Raw genomic sequence first — 18,718 nt, 5'->3', positions numbered from 1 at the left:
TGATTAAAGATAATTATAAAGGGTTTATATCAATGGGCTCCATGTAATTTGAGAGGTTGTTTTCAGACTAATTGAATGCAAACAATTAATAATTTAAGAACAATTAATATGAGAATTGGAATAAACGGAATGGGCCGAATAGGTAGAGCTGCTTTAAAGGTCATCAATGACACTCCTGGATTGGAGGTTGTGGCTGTCAACGATATAGTTTCTGTAGAAAACACGGCGTACTTACTGAAATATGATACAGTCTATGGGGTATACGAGAAAGAGGTTTCCCATGAACCAGATATACTTATGGTCGATGGTCAAAAAATTCATTATACCTCCATAAGAAATCCGGAAGAATTACCATGGAAAGAGCACCAGGTGGATTTGGTAATTGAAAGTACAGGTGTCTTTACCAAAGGTGAAGATGCAGGGCGGCATTTAAAGGCTGGAGCCAAGACTGTTGTTATTTCCGCACCTACGAAGAGCGAGGATACGCCTACTGTGGTACATGGAGTCAACGGCGAAGATGGGAATACAAGTATTTTTTCCTGTGCCAGTTGTACCACAAATAATATTAGCCCTGTTGTGGAAGTTCTGGGTAGAAGAATCGGTATAAAAAAAGCGATTATGACCACAGTGCATGCTTATACGGCTTCGCAAGGAATTGTGGACACCCCTTCCGGAAAGAACTTTAGAATGGGAAGAGCAGGTGCGCAAAACTTGATTCCAACAACAACTGGGGCGGCCATTGCTACTACCAAAGCGTTACCTGAATATACTGGAAAGTTTGACGGAGTGGCGATTCGTGTACCAGTACCCGTAGGTTCTATTTCAGACATGACATTTGTTACAGAAAAATCGGTAACAGCTAAAGAAGTAAATAAAATATTGATGGAAGAGTCCAAAACGGAGCGTTATGCCAAGGTGCTAGATGTAACGGATGAACCCATTGTATCGTCGGATATAATTAAGAGTCCATATGCGTCAACCGTGGATTTGGCCATGACAAGGGTTGTGGACGGGGACTTACTAAAAGTAATGACCTGGTATGACAATGAATGGGGATTTACGAATCAGATGATTCGTCAAATTCTTGAAATAAAAGGATAGATTAAACCCAAAAAAGCTCGAACCTAGGTTCGAGCTTTTTTTGACGCTATAAATAATTAAGGTAAATATTGTTTACAAATTCAAAATGACTTCGTAAACCAAATGATCAATTAAAATAATGGTACAAACTATTAATGAGTGAGCATACGGAACAGGCTATCACGAAGTACCAAAAAATATAGCCCATTTTTTCCTCAATAGTGTTCATTGTCAATGTGTTTGTTCTTGGTTGAGATTTTATACCCCTAAATTATTGAAACAAACACTTCAAAAATTTACATTTTTATTTCTTGCAGGGAAAAAGATGTAATTGGTAACAATTGTATTGTGAATGGTATTTTGTCTATTTGCAATTTAAGAATGGATTACACCAAAGGAGTACCCTTTAAGCGTTTTTCAATCTTACGTTTTTTCTCGGTAAGAGTTTTCATTACATCCATTAAATTAGGATCCTTGGTCTCCTTGTAAATTTCGTTTATGGAAAGTATTAAACTCTTTGCTTCACGTGAGGCGGCTACCCTATCACTAGTGGACATATGACTTAAAGTCCTGTTTTCAAACTCTTTTGCCTTTTCTAATAAATCCTCGGACATTTTTATTTAAAATTAATCTAGATTGGCTAAATATAAGCCTTAGTTTCATATTTTCTACCTATAGTGGTATTCGATTTTCATATTTATGAAATAATTATGAACCTGCAATAGTATAAAGGAAAAATAGAATATCCAAAAAGAGAGACATTTTGTACATTTAAGACCAACAATCAACCTAGGCATGTACAAAACAGCGCATTTTTACTTTTTGATATGTATTGTATTGGTCTCATGTAATAAAAGAACAATTCCATTGAAAAACCCCGTTCAGGAACAAAAAGTGTTGAAAGTAAAAGAAATTCGTCATGATGGTGTTGTTGATTTTCAAAATATATCTAGGCTGCTGGATGAGAAAGTTGAAACAAATTATGTAGACATAAGAAACTGGTCCGCTTTTCCATATGAGCCTAAAGTAAGCTTTAAAATTGCACATAGTGACAACCAAATATGGTTAAAATGGCAGGTAGAAGAAGAAAATATTCTTGCAGAAAGGACTGAGCCAAATAGTTATGTGTTCAAAGATAGTTGTGTGGAGTTTTTCTTCGATCCAATGGCCGATGGCAATTATTATAATTTTGAAACCAATTGTATCGGTACAATCCTTTCAGCTTATGGTCCTCAACGAAAACCTAGAGAGTATTTGTCCGCTGATACCATTAAAAACATAATACAAGTTGAATCTTCCTTGGGTTCACAATCCTTTTCCGAAAAAACTGGTGGTCATACGTGGGAAATGTTGATGGTAATACCTGCCGAAGTATTGACTCATAATCCAGATATCCAATTAAAGGGCCTTAAATCACGAGCGAACTTTTATAAATGTGGTGACGCTACCTCCAAACGTCACTATTTAAGTTGGAATCCAATTAGTACCCAAAAGCCTGATTTTCATCGTCCAGAGTTCTTCGGTGAATTAATATTTGAATGATTTCATACCCTTGATTATAATCAAACCAAATCGTTGTTCTTTCAATGGAAAACTCTTGTTCTGTTACCTTGTAAGCATTTTGTTTTGAGAGGGTTAAAAACCCATATTTAGAAGAATCATTTTTCCATATCTCCAAACGGTATCTATAATCGCAGATAATGGTTTTGGTTGTTTTGATGTCATTTATCAAATTTTGATGTCATATAAGTAAGTGTGTGCCAATCCCGTGTGCGGACACTGAAGAAATGAGGAAGATTTTTTGACAGGTTATCGCTTAAAATCTACGTTCTTATTTGACAACCTAAACCATGAAAAACCAATCAAAATACCAAATGGATTATGAAAAAGCATTCATAAATCCTCGCTTGCAGATTAGAAACATCCTATTTTATTTTGTGCTGCTTATTGGCTTTGTACAATGTGCAAAGGATAAGGAACAGATTAGTTCAGGACTTTATCTTCCTGATGGTTTTGAGGCAGTGGTGGTGGTGGACAGTACTGAGGGAAAAGTCAGGCATTTGGCTGTTTCTGATGATGGATATATTTACGCAAAACTGAGACATTCAAGTGCAGAAGGATCCATTACGGCCTTGGAGGACAGTAATGGCGATGGTGCTGCAGATAAAATTGAAAGTTTCGGGTCATATAGAACTAGTCAAAAGTGGAGCTATTCCACGGCCATGCGAATCTATAATGGCTATATTTATTTTAGCTCGGAGTTAATTGTCTACCGATACAAATTGAAACCTGGAACCTTGATTCCTGAAGGAGAGATGGAAATTGTGTTCACAGATGACCATCCTCACGGCAAACATGAACACATTGGAAAGCCCTTGGCTTTTGATGATGAAGGACATATGTATATCCCCTTTGGTGCACCCTCAAATGCATGTCAGAGCCCTAAAAGAACCCCCGGAGCTCCTGGGTTAGATCCCTGTCCACAACTGGAAGATCATGGTGGAATATGGCGTTTTGATGCCAACAAACTTGGACAGACACAGAAGGATGGTTATAAGTATGCTACTGGTATACGTAGTGTTGTGGCCATGGATTGGAATCCTGAGGATAAGAATCTCTATGTTGTAATGCATGGTAGGGACGATCTTTTAAGATTGTTTCCTGATCGTTATGACCCTTGGCAAAGTGCATTATTGCCTTCAGAGGAGTTTATAAAAGTAACAGAAGGCTCTGATTTTGGATGGCCCTACTGTTACTATGATCAAATGCAAGAAAAGAAAGTTCTTGCTCCGGAATATGGTGGGGATGGCAAGTTAATTGGGAGATGTGACCAATTCGAAGATCCTATAATTGGTTTTCCTGGGCATTGGGCACCTAACGACCTTGTGTTTTACCAAGGAGATGCTTTTCCAGAACGTTATAAAAATGGTGCTTTTATAGCATTTCATGGGTCAACAAATAGAGCGCCATATCCACAATCCGGTTATTTTGTAGGTTTTGTTCCTTTTAAAGGTGGCAAACCTTCAGGAGAATATGAGGTGTTCGTGGATGGTTTTGCGGGAGTTGACCCAATTGTAAGTGTCAATGATGCCGTTTACCGACCTATGGGAATTGCTTTTGGTCCCGATGGAGGAATGTACATTTCGGATTCCGTAAAAGGTAAAATCTGGAAAATCACTTTTACTGGAGACAAGGAAAATTTTGGTGAAGAGCAATTGGCACAAATGGAACAAAGGAAAACACTCTCCCATATCCGGACACCAGATAAGGTCAGGGATAATCTTATGAAAGATGATATCTCCGGTGGAGCAAAAACTTATTATACTTATTGTAGTGCTTGTCATCAAAAAGATGGAGGTGGCGCTACAGGAAGATTTCCTCCAATTGCCAACACAGATTGGGTAACCGGAGATAAAGAAAGACTTATAAAAATAATTCTTGAAGGCATGGAGGGCAGTATACAAGTTCACGGAGAAACTTACAATGGTGTTATGCCTCAGCATAGTTTTTTGTCTGATGAGGAAATAGCGGAAGTATTGACTTATATCCGATCAAATTTTGATAATAGAGCCAGCGCTGTTAGCATTAAAGAAGTGAATGAGGTTAGAGAAGGCCTATAATACGTAATTTAGTAGGGCATCAGATTGATAACCAACAGCGTGACCCGTCAAAACCAAAAAACCAAAAAATGAGAACACATTTTAAAAAAGTACTTCTAACGGTTTCAATTTTATTGTTAGGAAATCAGATGTTCGCTCAAGAGTATGACTTGCTGATTAATGACGGACACGTGATTGATGCAAAAAATGGTATTGACCAAGTTATGGATGTGGCTATTCATGAAGGAAAGATAGCTAAGGTTGATGCGAGAATAGCGGAAAGAAGTGCTAAAAAAGTAATTAATGCCAAAGGACTCTATGTAGTACCGGGTCTGTTGGATATCCATACTCATAATTTTCATGGAACGGTGCCATTTGGCTATTTAAACAATAGCTTTTCTGCACTTCCCCCAGATGGTTTTACATTCCGGAGTGGTGTAACAACAGTAGCGGATGCAGGAAGCTCCGGTTGGAGAGATTTCCGAAAATTTAAAGAACAAGTCATAGATCGTTCCAAGACAAGGGTGCTGGCGTTTTTGAATATTGTAGGTTTGGGAATGAAAGGAGGGGCAATAGAACAAGATTTGGCAGATATGGACCCTAAGTTGACCGCCATGATCGCCAAACAATACCCAGATATGATTGTAGGGGTAAAGCTTGCTCATTACAGTGGATTTGATTGGACACCAACAGAACGGGCAGTTGAGGCTGGCAAATTGGCCGGGATTCCAGTCATGATTGATTTTGGTGGGAGCGACCCAGAACTTTCAATAGAGACCTTATTTATGGAAAAACTGAGGCCTGGGGATATTTTCACCCACGCTTATGCCCATGTCAAAGGGAGAACCCCAATTGTAGATGGGAACGGAAAGGTTAGGGATTTTGTTTTTGCATCTCAAAAACGTGGGATAAATTTTGATGTTGGCCATGGTGGTGGAAGTTTTTTGTTTGAACAAGCTATTCCAGCTGTGGAACAGGGTTTAAAGCCAAATTCTATAAGTACGGATTTACATACCGGAAGTATGAACGGAGGAATGAAAACCCAAATCAATGTAATGTCTAAATTTCTGAATATGAACATGCCCTTAAAAGAGGTCATTGCAAAATCAACATGGGAGCCTGCCAAAATTATTCAAAGGGAAGATTTAGGCCATCTTTCTGAGGAAGCAGTGGCTGATGTTGCTATTTTGAATCTTAAAAAAGGGGATTTTGGCTTTATTGATGTAAGGCGAAAAAAAATGAACGGAGATAAAAAATTGGAATGTGAACTCACCCTTAGGGAAGGCCAAGTGGTTTGGGATTTGAATGGATTGGCAAGCGAACCTTGGAATGAAAAGTAATAAAAACCAAAAACCAACCAATGCAAAAACCTTATAAATTATTATTGATTGCTTCCCTTGTTTGTTTAATTGTAGCAATAGCCATGCTGATTATGGGATATGGGTCACAAAGTGGCACGGCCGTTGTGTTCTTTTTTTTGTTACTGGCCTTGGCTATTCGTGGACACAAAAAATTCAAAGGCTTTTCGTTTACAGTTTTGGTGTTTGCGGCAGTAAGTGCTTCCATGTTCTATCCCTCTTTTTTCACCAACATTGGTGAGTTTCAACTGAAATCATTGATAGTTCCACTTTTACAACTTATAATGTTTGGAATGGGAACAGCAATGAGTATAAAAGATTTTGCTGGGGTGGTCAAAATGCCCAAAGGAGTATTGGTTGGATTGGTTTGTCAGTTCACCATTATGCCAGTTCTTGGGTTTGCAATAGCAAGTCTATTCAGGTTTCCACCGGAGATTGCCGCAGGAGTGGTCTTGATAGGATCATCTCCAAGTGGATTGGCATCCAATGTAATGGCTTATCTAGCTAAGGCGAATTTAGCATTGTCCGTTACATTGACAGCTGTTTCTACGGTGTTGGCTCCCTTAATGACTCCTTTATTAATGGAGACCTTTGCAGGGCAGTTTGTCCCAATCGATTTCGTGGGGATGATGATGAGTATTGTCAAAATTGTGATTTTACCCATAATTGCCGGATTACTGTTCAACTACTTTTTCCACGGAAAAGCAAAATGGTTGGATAAAGCAATGCCAATTGTTTCCATGGCGGGAATAGCATTGATCATAGCGATAATTACAGCAGCAGGTCGAGATAGTTTATTGACCATAGGGCTTTTCCTAATCTTGGCTGCCATTATACATAACATTGCTGGGTACTTTTTAGGGTATTGGTCGTGTAGAGCTTTAAAAATGAAAGAACAAGATTGTCGTACCATTGCCTTGGAGGTTGGAATGCAAAATGGCGGATTGGCCTCTGGCATTGCCTTGGAAATGGGTAAAGTAGCTACTATCGGATTGGCACCGGCCGTATTTGGGCCATGGATGAATATTTCTGGTTCTTCGTTGGCGACTTGGTGGCGGGACAGAGATCCAGAAAAGAAAACAGATGAATCCAAAGAAGTTTAAATATCAAATGAACACAACCAAATTTTTCAACATGACATCAATCTATAAACTATCATTTTCCATAGGTCTTCTACTATTTACCTTTGGCAACGTATTGGCCCAGACCATGACAAAGGAACAAATGTTGTTTTTAACACCTCAATGGACTGGAGAACGGTTTGAGGACGGACGACCAAAAGTGGCCGATGATGTTCTGGAACGTATGAAAAACGTTACCATAGAAGAGGCGTGGGGCGTATTACGGAATGAAGGCTACCATAACCAGTTTGAAAGTGGATGGCAACCGCTTCACGATGACGTTCCGGTCGTAGGTCGCGCATTAACCGTTCAATATATGCCCAACCGCCCAGATGTATCTGATCAGATTAAGAAAAAAGGAAAAGCAGACGGACGAATTGGAAATACCAATTCATGGCCTATCGATATGTTGGTCGAAGGCGACGTATATGTTGCAGATGCTTTCGGTAAAATAGTCAATGGAACGTTGATTGGGGATAATCTTGGAAATTCCATATATGCAAAATCCAAAAACGGAGTGGTGTTCAACGCGTCAAGCAGGGATATGGAAGGCTTATCAGAGATTGATGGATTCAATGCCTTTGTACGGGGGTGGGACCCATCGTTTCTTACCGAGGTAATGTTACTGAGCATTAATACGCCTATTCGCATAGGTGCCGCCACAGTACTTCCAGGGGATATTGTGTTGGCTAAGCGTGAAGGAATCATGTTTATTCCGTCGCATTTGGCGGAAAAAGTGGTGGTCACTTCGGAAGTGGTCAGACTTCGGGATTTGTTCGGAATTACGAGACTGAAAGAAGGCAAATACACTCCTGGACAAATCGATAACAAATGGTCAGAAGAAATAGAAAAAGATTTTTCTGATTGGCTAAGAAGCCATATTGATGAATTGCCTGTTCCAAAAGAACAAGTAAAAGAACTGTTGGAAAAAAGAATGTGGTAACAAACTATTAAAAAGATTAAAACAAATCATTAATTAAAGCACTATAAAAATGGAAAAAACAAATAGAAGATCAGCATTTAAAAAATTGGGGATGGGTGTGGCTGCACTCTTGGGTGTAGGTACCGTAAAAGCTATGGGCAAGGACCCAAAGCCTAAAAAAGAGGTTGTTGGTGAGATTGTTCAGGACAAGAAGATTCCATTGTTTTCAGGAGCTGTAAAGCATGGAAATACACTTTATGTGGCTGGTAAGGGTGCACATTTTGATGGGGATATTAAATCCCATACTGATCATGTACTTAAAGAGATTGAAAAGGAGCTTGTGAAAAACGGCTCTTCTATGGACAAGGTACTCAAGGTAAACGTGTATCTCCATGATTTGAATGATTACCATGGTATGAATGAGGTTTACAGAGGACGTTTTGGAGAGAAGCCTCCAGTACGCACTACAGTGGCTGTTTATGGAGGTGTTCCAGGAGACTCATTAGTAGAAATAGACTGTATTGCCGCAGTAGACTAGACTAAAATCAAAAAAACATACGATATGCTTACTAGAAGAAAACTATTAAAGACCCTTTCAAGTCTTCCTGTTGTTGGAGGATTGGTGGGGACAGGATTATTAACCCCGCAAATGATACAAGCGGCCGCAGAAACACCGGCATCACGCAACTTTTTTAAAGAATTGGGTCTAAGAACATTTATCAATGCGGCGGGTACATATACATCCATGACGGGATCGCAGATGCCAAAAGAAGTGTTGTCAGCAATCACTTTTGGAGCAACTGAATATGTGAATTTGGATGAATTGCAAGATAAAGTTGGCGAGCGCATAGCCGAATTATTGGATTGTGAGTATGCTACCGTGTCGTCGGGCGCATTTGGAGCCATGTCCATTGGTATGGCCGGGGTGCTTTCAGGAATGGATCAAAAAATTGTTACCCAATTACCAGATACCACAGGTATAAAAAACGAGGTGATTATTCAGGAGTCCCATAATATTGGATATTCAAAAGCTTTGACCAATGTTGGAGCCAAATTGGTCTGGGTAAAAACAGCAAAAGATTTGGAAAAAGCAATCAACAAAAATACTGCCATGCTGTGGTATTTGAATGCTAATACAGACCAAGGAGAAATAAGTCGAGAAGAATTCGTGGCATTGGGTAAAAAACATAATATACCCACCTTTATTGATTGTGCTGCTGATGTGCCTCCTGTGGAGAATTTGTTCAAATTCACTAAAATGGGGTTTGATTTAGTTGCTTTTTCGGGAGGAAAGGGAATCCGGGGCCCTCAAAGTGCAGGTCTATTGTTAGGGAAACGCAAGTACATAGAAGCCGCTAGATTACACACTCCGCCTCGAGGAACTACCATAGGTAGGGGAATGAAAGTAAACAAAGAAGAGGTATTGGGCATGTTGGTAGCTTTAGAAACCTATTTGCAAAAAGACCATGATGCCGAATGGAAGTTGTGGGAAGACCAGATTAAATTGATTAGTGATAGTGCATTGTCCGTGGACGGAGTTGAAACAGAGATTCATGTTCCTCCGTACGCAAACCATGTTCCATCATTAAAGATTACATGGAATCAAAATAAGGTCAAGATTTCAGCCAAGGAAGCAAGGAAACAGTTACAAGAAGGTCATCCTTCCATCGCTACGGTTGGGGGTGAGGATACGATAGGGATTACTACATGGATGATGGTCCCCGGTCAAGAAAGAATTGTGGCCCATAGAGTCAAAGAAGTATTGGAAAACGCTTAATTTTATAAAGAACTTATAAATCTTAGATCATGAAAACCCTTCTTCAAGGAATTTTTCTTGTGATGTTGTTGGCATCCTGTGTAATTTCTCATGAAAAAAAAGAAGAAACTTCCAAAACAGATATGGATACGGTTGTAGAAAAAAGTAATCCAGACTATAATCCGGAGGCTAAACTCAAAGCGTTGGAAATTGAATTAAGCACGCCTTCGGCTCCCGTAGCCAATTATGTAAATGCCGTTCGCACCGGTAATCTTATTTTTTTGGCAGGTAAAGGCCCTTTACAATCCAATGGGGAATACATAACAGGTAAGGTGGGAGAAGACCTATCCATTGAAGAAGGATATTATGCTGCTAGAGTGACTGCCATTAATCAATTGTCTGTGTTAAAAGCAGAGTTGGGAGATTTGAGCAAGGTGAAACGGATTGTCAAGGTGCTGGGTATGGTTAATGCTGCTCCTGATTTTACCGATCATCCAAAAGTCATTAACGGTTACTCAGATTTAATGGTCCAAGTGTTTGGCGAAAAAGGAAAACATGCTCGGGCTGCGGTAGGAATGGGCTCTCTTCCTACCAACATAGCTGTGGAAATTGAAATGATTGTTGAGGTGGAATAATTGCTTGTTAAAACCTCATAAAACAAGAAAACCGCAACATCTTGTTAAAAGATAATTGCGGTTTTTTCTTGTGGTACCTCCAGGAATCGAACCAGGGACACACGGATTTTCAGTCCGTTGCTCTACCAACTGAGCTAAGGTACCATGCTCAATAAGCGGGTGCAAATATAATTTCAAAATTAGGATATACAAACAAAAACTTGAAAAAAGGCAAGGGTTTTTTTTCAATTCTTCATCTTTGTAATATGAACCTTGTTATAGACATAGGGAATACATTGATAAAATACGCAGTTTTTGAGAATGGGAAGATGTTGTTTGATCAAAGCTCAGAATCGAGATTGTTCTTGTCTAAAGTTAAAGAACTATTTGAGCTTTATCCAAAGATAGACTACGCTATAATATCTTCTGTCGGACCTTTGGAAAACAGGGAGAGAGACATAGTCTCTTTATTCTGTAAAGTCCATGTTTTGTCAGGTGACTCAAAAATCCCATTTAAAAACAGCTATGCCACACCAAACACTTTGGGAATGGATCGGATTGCTTTGGCTACTTCGGCATTTTATCAAAACCCTAGAGGAAACACAATGGTAATCGATGCGGGAACGTGTATCACCTACGATATGATTAACAATACCGGAGAATATGTGGGTGGAGCGATTTCACCAGGGGTGCGAATGCGGTACAGAGCTATGCATGATCAAACTGCAAAACTACCAATACTATCACCGGAAGAAATTTTAGATTTTATTGGGAATTCCACCCAAACCAGCATACACAGTGGGGTTATGAACGGTATTTTACAAGAAATGGATGGAATTATTGATCAGTATAAAACCCGCTTCCAACATTTAACAGTTATTTTAACAGGCGGGGACTCCCATTTTTTTGCTAAACGACTAAAAAATACCATATTTGCGAATTCTAAATTTCTCTTGGAGGGGCTTAATTACTTGCTGGAATACAACAAACGCTAGATGGTAAAGAAATTTTTGATCACTATATTTTGCGTGGTCGCGCAAGGTGTTTTTGCACAGAACGGAACCGTATCACCTTATTCATATTTTGGAATAGGCGACCTTAGAAATAGTGGTACAGTTGAAAATCAAATGATGGGTGGCATCAGTATGTATGGAGATAGTATCCATTTGAACCTTACCAATCCGGCTGCATACTCCAAACTCAGAGTAACTACCTATACGGCAGGAATTTCTCGTACTGAGTTAAGGTTAAAGGATGCCAATGAACAACAAAACACATCTATTACGAATCTCGATTACCTGGCGATAGGCTTTCCTATTGCAAAAAAGACAGGTGTTGCCTTTGGTCTAATGCCTTTTTCTTCCGTAGGCTATAATTTAAGAGATGAAAGCACCAATTCCAATGGGCAAACCGTAACCAATGCCTTTACCGGAGAAGGTGGTTTGAATAGGGTCTTTCTATCTGTTGGATTTGAGCCAATCAAGAATTTAAGTTTGGGAGCAACAGCTAACTTCAATTTTGGCACCTTGACCTATCGAAGACTGCAAAGTGTAGAAAATGTACAGTTGGGAACTCTTGACACACGCGAATCCCGTATAAACGGATATGACTTTAATTACGCTCTCAACTATAATCCAACTATAAAGGACAAGTATACGCTGTATGTTTCGGCTTTGGTGAACACACAGGTAAACTTGGTGTCAAAAAATTCAGCTCGCTTGGGGTCGTTTTCAACAGTAAATGGAAGTGATGTAGAAGTGGTGGACGTAAATTTAGATGTTACCAATCGAAGAAACACCGAACTTAAGATTCCAACAAGAACTACCCTGGGCCTAGGTTTTGGTGAAAATAAAAAATGGTTGCTCGGAGGGGAATATAGTTTTCAAAAATTCGGGGAGTTCAAAAATGACTTTTTGGGATTGGAAAACGTAACATACAGCGATGCTTCAACTTTTGCTTTAGGGGGATATTATATTCCTGATTACAGATCTCTTTCCAGCTATTTTAAAAGAATTACCTATCGTGCCGGCTTAAGGTACGACAAGAGTGGGCTACAGGTAAATGGAAAAGAGATAAACGATTTTGGCATAACTTTTGGACTTGGCTTACCGTTGGGATATAATCTTTCCAATGTCAACGTAGGGTTCGAACTCGGAAGACGCGGAACAACCGATGCTAACCTTATAGAAGAAAGTTATCTTAAGGTCAATATTGGTTTGTCGCTTAATGATAGATGGTTCCAAAAAAGAAAAATAAATTAAGAACATCTATTTTTTTTGAAATATCCATAAATAACCACCAATATATGTCGCTTTAAGACGATTTTTTAATGAAAATTTGTACATTAACCGCTTTAAAATTAGTAAGATGAAGAAGAAACACTACTTAACCATGATAGCGATACTTTTGTCGATGGGATTAAGTATGGCCCAAGCTCAAAACCCTGAGTGCATGACCAATCTTTCCATTTACGCCGAACACGCAAAAGTTAAAAATTATGATGCAGCTTACGAACCTTGGAAAATGGTTTACGAAAGCTGTCCAGATATCAATAAGGCCAACTTTTCCTATGGAGAAAAAATCTTGGCATATAAAATCAAGAATTCTTCCGGGACGGACAAAGATGGATACATCCAAGATTTAATGTCTCTTTATGACAATAGTCTAAAGTATTTCCCGAATAAGTTCAGCAAAGCCGGTGTGGCGATTGATAAAGCTTTATTGTCTTATGACAACAAAATGGCTTCAGATGAACAGCTTTATGATATGTTGGGCAATGCCTTTAAAGAAGACAAGAAAAACTTTAAAAACCCAAAAGCACTTTACCTTTATTTCTCAAGCTTGGTAGATTTGCATGGCGAAGGGAAAAAGGATCTTCAAGAAGTTTTCGATGTTTATGATGATGTTACCGAAAAGGTAGAGGAAGAAAATAAAAAGCTTACCAACATTGTCACTAAATTGCTTCCAAAGGATTCATTGGGAACTTTGACCTCCAAGGAAAAAAGGCAATTTAAGGCCGCCACAATTAACTCCAAGTCTTATGGTAAAATCGCTGGAAGTATCGATTCAAAATTGGGTGCTTTGGCTGACTGTGGAAACCTGATTCCTCTTTATGAAAAAAGTTATGAAGAGAAAAAGGGTGATGTAAATTGGGTGAAACGTGCCGTAGGTAGAATGTTCTCCAAAGAATGTACCGACGACCCTATGTTTAGAAAACTATTTGAAGCCCAATTGGCTTTGGACCCATCTGCAGATGCATATATGTATGGAGGTGTTTTAAAACAAAAAGCAGGGGACAATAAAGGAGCTATAGCTGACTTTAACAAAGCAGTGGAATTGGAAACAGATTCTCATAGAAAATCCAATATCCTATATAAAATTGCTACAACTGTAAGAAGAAGCAGTAAATCCCAAGCTAGAAACTACGCGCTTAAAGCGGTTGATGCCAATCCAGCGAATGGAAAAGCTTACTTGCTGATTGCGAATCTATACGCGGGTAGTGCGAATGCTTGTGGAAATACTCCATTTGAGAAGAGGGCAATCTATTGGAAGGCTGCTGAAATGGCAAGAAAGGCTGGTCGTGTAGATCCATCTTTGAGCGGACGTGCTAGCAAATCGGCTGCAAGTTACGCAGCCAAAGCTCCTACCAAAGAAATGATCTTTAGTTCGGGAATGGCCGGTAAAAGAGTTACTTTCAGCTGTTGGGTAGGTGGCAGTGTAAAGGTGCCTAATCTATAATGTGAAACAAACATTTCAAAATATTTTAAAGTGTTTTGCCACGGTATCCACCGTGGCAATCCTTTTTATATCCTGTAAGGATAACTACCAAAGGATTGGAGAAGAGGCAGTTAAACCAGTTTTTCCTCAAGGGATAGCACAGAACTTTGAACTTACCTATACGGAAATACCAAAGGAATTGGCTTCAGAGGATGTTGATAGTTCTAAGGTAATCGCGATATTGACAAGTCCAATTTCTGAAGACTATGACAATCAAAATTTTAAATATCGTACCTTTCCTAATGGATTAAAGGTCGACTTTTTTGATTCTAAAAATCAGAAGAGTGTGGTCACTGCAGACTACGGAATAGTCTATACTCAAACGGATTTGATTGACCTTCGTGGAAACGTGGTTATTGAAACACATGAGGGCAGAAAACTAGAGACCTCCCAATTGTACGTTGACAGAAAAAACAACTGGATTTTCACTGAGAGGGAATTTTTGCACACAGATTTGAATGATGGTACAGTGATGCACGGAGAGGGAATAGACTTCAATAGGGACTTTAATTTTTTGAAGGCCCATAAAACATATGGTCTTAAAACGATAAAAGAAGAAGAACAATGATCAAGATTTTAAGATATACAGAATACCTGTATTTGGCGGTGGCCGTGGCTTCAATATATAAGATTGCTGAACTTTGGAGTGTTGATCCCAAAGAAACCTATATTTTTATATTCTTTGCGGTTGTGTCGATAGCAATGTTTTTGTTCCGTAGAAAATATCGTAAGCGTTTTGAACAGCGCAAAAAAGAAAACCAATAGCGAATTGCGTTGAGTCCGGCGATTGTAATTATAATACTCTCTTTATTGTTTTCGGCCTTCTTTTCCGGAATGGAGATTGCTTATGTGTCCGCTAACAGAATCCACATAGAAATTGAGAAAAAGCAAGAAGGCTTTTTTGCCAAAGTATTGACATGGCTAACGCAAAAACCTTCTAAATTTATTGCCACCATGCTGATTGGTAATAACATCGCCCTTGTCGTTTATGGCTTGTTCATGGGCGACTTGCTTATGGAATGGTTTCAACAGCTGCTTCCGACCACATCAGAATTTCTAAACGCACTGCTCACGGATTTTAGCTTGTTTTCCCAGACTATGATCTCCACTTTGATCATTTTGGTTACGGCGGAATTTTTGCCCAAAGTATTGTTTCAAATTTATTCCAACACCTTGTTGAAAGTGTTTGCGGTTCCAGCCTACATTTTCTATCTGTTGTTTTGGTTTTTTTCGTGGATTGTTATTAAAATATCTGACTTTATCCTCAAGGTTTTTTTTAAGACAGAAGGAGACCAAGTGCAATTGGCCTTTACCAAATTGGAGCTGGGAGATTATATTACCGAGCAAATGGAAACGGTAGAAGAAGAGGATGAGGTTGACTCTGAGATACAGATTTTTCAGAATGCGCTCGAATTCTCAACCGTAAAGGCGAGGGAAGTCATGGTACCACGAACCGAAATTATGGCCGTTGAACTCCACGAAACACCTAAAAATTTGGCAAAACTGTTCTCTGAAACTGGATATTCCAAAATATTGGTGTACAAAGAAAGCATAGATGAGATTATCGGGTATGTGCATTCTTATGAACTCTTCAAAAAACCCAAGACCATAAAAAGCATCTTATTACCGGTAGAGTTCGTTCCTGAGACCATGTTGATTCAGGATATACTCAATGTTTTGACCAAAAAGCGCAAAAGTATGGCGGTTGTCTTGGACGAATACGGAGGAACTTCTGGTATTATGACGGTCGAAGATATCGTGGAGGAACTATTTGGGGAAATTGAAGATGAGCATGATTCAACCGATCTGCATGAAGAACAGTTGAGCGAGAACGTATACAAATTCTCCGCCAGGATGGAAGTAGACTATATTAATGAAAACTATAGGCTTGAACTTCCGGAAAGTGAGGAATATGAAACTTTAGGCGGATTGATTATGAATGAAACTGGCGAAATACCAGAATTGGACTCAGAAATAAAGACTGAAAATTTCACTTTCCGTATTCTTGAGGTCTCCAATACCAAAATCGACTTGGTAAGTGTCCATGTGCATACCGAAGATTAACAATTTCAGTAGGTTATAGTGCTTTCCTATTTGAAAAGAAAATGGTATTTTCGCCCACTGAAATTATTGAACTCATTTAGGCTTTTTGGATTGAAGTGAAAATGAAAGGTTTTGATGCCAGATGAAGGCTTTTTCGCATTGCATAGCTGGGCTAAGGAATAAGAAAAAGGCGATGTATGGCGGCGAAACGGTAATTTTTTAACCAATTTGTAAAAGTTTAAAAGAGTTCACGGAAAACAAGCAGTAAAATGGCAATATTAGAGAATATTAGAAAACGGACCACTGTACTGATTTTGATCATTGGTATGGCATTGTTCGCATTTGTAATATCGGGAGTCTTTACCAGTAATGATCTTGGAGGTGCAAAAGTTGGCTCCGCTGTGGCAGAAATAAATGGGGAAAGTATTTCCATTGATGACTTTAGAAAAGAAGTGGAGAATGCTTCAAGAAGATACGGCCCAACCGTTTCCTCTACCCAATTGGTTAACACCATTTTTGACCAAGAGGTAAGAAGAACTATTTTGGAGCAACAATTCGAAGATTTGGGTATTGATGTGGAAAGTGACCAGATCATTGAATATGTGAAAACTTCGGGCTATGCACAGATTCCAGATTTTCAGGATGAAAACGGTTTCTTCAATGAAGAGGTGTTCCGAAGTGCGATTGCAGATTGGAAAGCCAATGACCCTTTGCGATATGATGCTTGGTTGCAAGATGAGGCTAGAATCATACAACTGGCCAAAGAACGTATGTACTTCAACTTGATTAAGGGAGGAGTTGCTGCTACGCTATCAGAAGGAGAGTTCGATTACAAAATGTCCAACGAAAAAGTGGACATTCAATATGTACGGGTGCCCTATACTTCCATAGCGGACAGCACCATTCAAGTTTCCAAAGATGATATCCAGGCCTATATCAACAATCACAAAGATGATTTTAAACAAGAGAAGGCAAGGGATATTCGTTTTGTTTATTTTGAAGAAAAGGCTTCTGTTGCCGATGAAAAAGCAGTGGAGGATGCCATTACGGCTCTTTTGGACGATTCTGTTGAGTATTCAGAGGAAAGAGATGCAACGGATACCATTCCAGGGTTTAGGAACACCCAAGATATGACTGCCTTTTTGGATAGAAACTCAGATAGCAAGTTCGATACCATTTACAAAGCTAAAAGCGACCTGCCCGCCGTGGCTTCCGATACTCTTTTGACTTTGGAAGTAGGTGAGGTTTATGGACCTTATCGAGATGGAGATTTCTTTAAGGTTTCCAAGATTATGGACAAGAAAAAAGATGGTTCCGTTAAATCGAGCCATATTCTTTTTGCGTACAAAGGTTCGGAAAGAGCAGGAGCAGATATTACTAGAACAAAAGAAGAAGCAGAAGCAGAAGCAAAAAAGATGCTGGTGGAGGCCAAAAAGGCCGATGCCAATTTTGCAGCATTGGCCAGAGAGCATTCAGACGAGCCCATGGCTGCGCAACGTGCCGGGGATATTGGTTATTTTCAGGAATCTAACCTAGGTTTGGCTGCGCCATATAGAGAATTCCTTTTTGCTAATGATTTAGGGGATATTGGTTTGGTTGAGACCGATTTCGGTTTTCATATCATCAAAATTGATGATAAGCAAGATATTGTTCAGGTAGCTACCCTATCAAGGGAAGTTGAGCCTTCAGAAGAAACTATCAATACATTGTTTACTGATGCGACCAAGTTTGAAATGGCTTCCATTGATGCGGAGGCAGAAGCTTTTGGTGATATTGCCAGAGAAAGCAATTATGTGGTAAGACCTGTGAACAAAATCAAGGAAATGGATGAGAATCTTCCAGGGTTATCCGCACAAAGGGGAGTGGTTCAATGGGCATTTAACGACGATACCAAAGTTGGTGATATCAAAAGATTTAATATCAATAACGGCTATGCTGTGGTACAACTTACCAAAAAGTACAAAGATGGCGTAATGTCCACCGAGGATGCCTCGGCAACAGCTTTACCAAAGATTAGAAAAGAGCGTAAAGCGGAACAAATTATCGCAAATAACACAGGTAAGACCATAGATGCTATTGCCAAGGATAATAATGTGAGTTTGTCCAATGCATCTGCACTGACCCTAAAATCTCCAACTATTCCCGGAGCAGGTCGTGAACCTTTGGTTGTTGGAACTGCCTTTACATTGGCAAAAGATGCTACATCCACACTTATTGAAGGAGAGACAGGAGTGTTTATGGTAAAGGTTACAAACAAAGAAGATGCTCCAAATGTGGACAATTTTAGTACCTATGCCAACACGCTTAAGACCAGTGCTTCAAATCAGGTAAATGCAGCGGTGTACAATGCGCTAAAAGAAGGAGCTGATATCGAAGATAAAAGAGCTACTTTCTATTAGTGGAAATCTAAAGTATAATGAAAAAGCCACCCTTTGAGGTGGCTTTCTT

General features: G+C 39.3%; 17 protein-coding genes and 1 tRNA gene. 16 read left to right on the top strand and 2 right to left on the bottom strand.

Annotated elements, in window-relative coordinates:
• The first annotated feature begins 108 nt into the window (after positions 1-108).
• On the top strand, positions 109-1,101 hold the full coding sequence (gene gap / locus E4661_RS05990; protein ID WP_136465921.1) for a type I glyceraldehyde-3-phosphate dehydrogenase: 993 nt from the start codon (positions 109-111) through the stop codon (positions 1,099-1,101).
• A 365-nt stretch (positions 1,102-1,466) separates the two neighbouring features.
• Here gap and E4661_RS05985 read toward each other — a convergent pair whose 3' ends face one another.
• Entirely contained in the window at positions 1,467-1,694 is a 228-nt protein-coding gene (locus E4661_RS05985) for a hypothetical protein (protein WP_136465920.1), read from the bottom strand.
• Between the two features lie 181 nt (positions 1,695-1,875).
• Here E4661_RS05985 and E4661_RS05980 point away from each other — a divergent pair, with 181 nt between their 5' ends.
• From E4661_RS05980 to E4661_RS05945, 8 genes are all read left to right on the top strand, one after another.
• Positions 1,876-2,622 (top strand): carbohydrate-binding family 9-like protein, encoded by a 747-nt coding sequence (locus E4661_RS05980; RefSeq protein WP_136465919.1) that lies wholly within the window; start codon positions 1,876-1,878, stop codon positions 2,620-2,622.
• 308 nt (positions 2,623-2,930) lie between these two features.
• On the top strand, positions 2,931-4,700 hold the full coding sequence (locus tag E4661_RS05975; protein WP_240751415.1) for a PQQ-dependent sugar dehydrogenase: 1,770 nt from the start codon (positions 2,931-2,933) through the stop codon (positions 4,698-4,700).
• Positions 4,701-4,768: 68 nt separating this feature from the next.
• Positions 4,769-6,019: an amidohydrolase/deacetylase family metallohydrolase gene (locus E4661_RS05970; RefSeq protein ID WP_136465918.1), complete on the top strand. Its 1,251-nt coding sequence runs from the start codon at positions 4,769-4,771 to the stop codon at positions 6,017-6,019.
• Positions 6,020-6,039: 20 nt separating this feature from the next.
• Positions 6,040-7,140 carry a bile acid:sodium symporter family protein gene (locus E4661_RS05965; protein WP_136465917.1) on the top strand — a complete coding sequence of 367 codons (1,101 nt, stop codon included), beginning with the start codon at positions 6,040-6,042 and terminating at the stop codon, positions 7,138-7,140.
• Positions 7,141-7,171: 31 nt separating this feature from the next.
• Positions 7,172-8,101, top strand: coding sequence for an RraA family protein (locus E4661_RS05960; RefSeq protein WP_136465916.1), 930 nt, complete (start codon positions 7,172-7,174; stop codon positions 8,099-8,101).
• Positions 8,102-8,150: 49 nt separating this feature from the next.
• Complete coding sequence (locus E4661_RS05955) at positions 8,151-8,618, top strand: RidA family protein (RefSeq protein WP_136465915.1); 468 nt, start codon at positions 8,151-8,153, stop codon at positions 8,616-8,618.
• A 24-nt stretch (positions 8,619-8,642) separates the two neighbouring features.
• Positions 8,643-9,857, top strand: coding sequence for an aminotransferase class V-fold PLP-dependent enzyme (locus E4661_RS05950; RefSeq protein ID WP_136465914.1), 1,215 nt, complete (start codon positions 8,643-8,645; stop codon positions 9,855-9,857).
• Positions 9,858-9,886: 29 nt separating this feature from the next.
• Positions 9,887-10,471, top strand: coding sequence for a RidA family protein (locus E4661_RS05945; RefSeq protein ID WP_136465913.1), 585 nt, complete (start codon positions 9,887-9,889; stop codon positions 10,469-10,471).
• A gap of 71 nt (positions 10,472-10,542) precedes the next feature.
• Here the strand turns inward: E4661_RS05945 and E4661_RS05940 are convergent.
• Positions 10,543-10,615, bottom strand: a tRNA-Phe gene (locus E4661_RS05940).
• A 101-nt stretch (positions 10,616-10,716) separates the two neighbouring features.
• On the opposite strand from E4661_RS05940, the gene E4661_RS05935 reads away from it, so the two are divergent.
• From E4661_RS05935 to E4661_RS05905, 7 genes are all read left to right on the top strand, one after another.
• On the top strand, positions 10,717-11,445 hold the full coding sequence (locus E4661_RS05935; RefSeq protein ID WP_136465912.1) for a type III pantothenate kinase: 729 nt from the start codon (positions 10,717-10,719) through the stop codon (positions 11,443-11,445).
• Positions 11,446-12,711, top strand: coding sequence for a BamG family beta-barrel-assembly machinery protein (locus tag E4661_RS05930; protein WP_136465911.1), 1,266 nt, complete (start codon positions 11,446-11,448; stop codon positions 12,709-12,711).
• Between the two features lie 106 nt (positions 12,712-12,817).
• Positions 12,818-14,188, top strand: a complete 1,371-nt coding sequence (locus tag E4661_RS05925; protein WP_136465910.1) for a tetratricopeptide repeat protein — start codon at positions 12,818-12,820, stop codon at positions 14,186-14,188.
• 1 nt (position 14,189) lies between these two features.
• Positions 14,190-14,795, top strand: a complete 606-nt coding sequence (gene lptC / locus E4661_RS05920; protein ID WP_136465909.1) for an LPS export ABC transporter periplasmic protein LptC — start codon at positions 14,190-14,192, stop codon at positions 14,793-14,795.
• Positions 14,792-14,992 carry a hypothetical protein gene (locus E4661_RS05915; RefSeq protein ID WP_136465908.1) on the top strand — a complete coding sequence of 67 codons (201 nt, stop codon included), beginning with the start codon at positions 14,792-14,794 and terminating at the stop codon, positions 14,990-14,992. The genes lptC and E4661_RS05915 overlap by 4 nt, the downstream gene beginning before the upstream one ends.
• Positions 14,993-15,001: 9 nt before the next feature.
• Positions 15,002-16,291, top strand: a complete 1,290-nt coding sequence (locus tag E4661_RS05910; protein WP_136465907.1) for a hemolysin family protein — start codon at positions 15,002-15,004, stop codon at positions 16,289-16,291.
• Between the two features lie 248 nt (positions 16,292-16,539).
• Complete coding sequence (locus E4661_RS05905) at positions 16,540-18,669, top strand: peptidylprolyl isomerase (protein ID WP_136465906.1); 2,130 nt, start codon at positions 16,540-16,542, stop codon at positions 18,667-18,669.
• Positions 18,670-18,718 lie beyond the last annotated feature (49 nt).

This window comes from Flagellimonas onchidii, assembly GCF_004804315.1.
In the GTDB taxonomy this organism is placed as follows: Bacteria; Bacteroidota; Bacteroidia; order Flavobacteriales; family Flavobacteriaceae; genus Flagellimonas; species Flagellimonas onchidii.
The sequence above is the reverse complement of the archived record's forward strand: the minus strand, read 5'-3'. Positions and strand labels throughout refer to the sequence as shown.

Excerpts from the sequence above, each read along its gene's own strand:
- gap (WP_136465921.1), top strand. The coding sequence starts at position 109 with ATGAGAATTGGAATAAACGGAATGGGCCGAATAGGTAGAGCTGCTTTA.
- E4661_RS05905 (WP_136465906.1), top strand. The coding sequence starts at position 16,540 with ATGGCAATATTAGAGAATATTAGAAAACGGACCACTGTACTGATTTTG.
- E4661_RS05945 (WP_136465913.1), top strand. The coding sequence starts at position 9,887 with ATGAAAACCCTTCTTCAAGGAATTTTTCTTGTGATGTTGTTGGCATCC.
- E4661_RS05950 (WP_136465914.1), top strand. The coding sequence starts at position 8,643 with ATGCTTACTAGAAGAAAACTATTAAAGACCCTTTCAAGTCTTCCTGTT.
- E4661_RS05975 (WP_240751415.1), top strand. The coding sequence starts at position 2,931 with ATGAAAAACCAATCAAAATACCAAATGGATTATGAAAAAGCATTCATA.
- E4661_RS05915 (WP_136465908.1), top strand. The coding sequence starts at position 14,792 with ATGATCAAGATTTTAAGATATACAGAATACCTGTATTTGGCGGTGGCC.
- E4661_RS05955 (WP_136465915.1), top strand. The coding sequence starts at position 8,151 with ATGGAAAAAACAAATAGAAGATCAGCATTTAAAAAATTGGGGATGGGT.
- E4661_RS05985 (WP_136465920.1), bottom strand. The coding sequence starts at position 1,694 with ATGTCCGAGGATTTATTAGAAAAGGCAAAAGAGTTTGAAAACAGGACT.
- E4661_RS05980 (WP_136465919.1), top strand. The coding sequence starts at position 1,876 with ATGTACAAAACAGCGCATTTTTACTTTTTGATATGTATTGTATTGGTC.
- E4661_RS05930 (WP_136465911.1), top strand. The coding sequence starts at position 11,446 with ATGGTAAAGAAATTTTTGATCACTATATTTTGCGTGGTCGCGCAAGGT.
- E4661_RS05970 (WP_136465918.1), top strand. The coding sequence starts at position 4,769 with ATGAGAACACATTTTAAAAAAGTACTTCTAACGGTTTCAATTTTATTG.
- E4661_RS05935 (WP_136465912.1), top strand. The coding sequence starts at position 10,717 with ATGAACCTTGTTATAGACATAGGGAATACATTGATAAAATACGCAGTT.
- E4661_RS05925 (WP_136465910.1), top strand. The coding sequence starts at position 12,818 with ATGAAGAAGAAACACTACTTAACCATGATAGCGATACTTTTGTCGATG.
- E4661_RS05960 (WP_136465916.1), top strand. The coding sequence starts at position 7,172 with ATGACATCAATCTATAAACTATCATTTTCCATAGGTCTTCTACTATTT.
- E4661_RS05965 (WP_136465917.1), top strand. The coding sequence starts at position 6,040 with ATGCAAAAACCTTATAAATTATTATTGATTGCTTCCCTTGTTTGTTTA.